At 48.1% G+C, this 459-nt stretch carries 1 protein-coding gene; it reads left to right on the top strand.

The features are described 5' to 3' along the window. Positions 1-459, top strand: a 459-nt coding sequence (locus tag ACYVTD_RS16690) for a GH36-type glycosyl hydrolase domain-containing protein (protein WP_461248776.1), incomplete at both ends; no start/stop codon positions are given.

Below are 459 nucleotides of genomic sequence, written 5' to 3'. Positions count from 1 at the left end.
TACACGGACTGCCCGCGGGACTTCACGCCGACTGGAACGACTGCCTTCGTCTTGGAGCAAAAGGCGTATCGGTCTTTGTCGCTCTCCAGTTGTACTACGCTTTCGAGATAATGATCCGTTTTGCGAAATTCAAAAAAGACTCCGCAACTGAAAAAGAAATGACAAAACAAAAAAAACGTTTTGGCAAAATTATAGAAGAACGCTGTTGGAAAGACGACCGCTTTGTGCGCGGCATTACAGAGCACGATGTTACAGTCGGGAAAAAAGACGACCCCGAAGCGAACATCTGGCTTAATCCGCAAAGTTGGGCGGTAATCAGCGGTTTTGCTGACGAGGCTCGCAGCAAAGCGATACTCGATTTAGTCCACAAAGAATTGAACACAAAGTACGGCGCGCGAATTATGTCGCCTTCTTACCGCAAACACGCTTTTGACGGTGCGCTTGCCCTGTTGTTTAACC

It is taken from the genome of Treponema sp. R6D11 (genome assembly GCF_054786075.1).
Note: the sequence above shows the minus strand (reverse complement) of the source record. Positions and strands in the feature narration are given on the sequence as shown.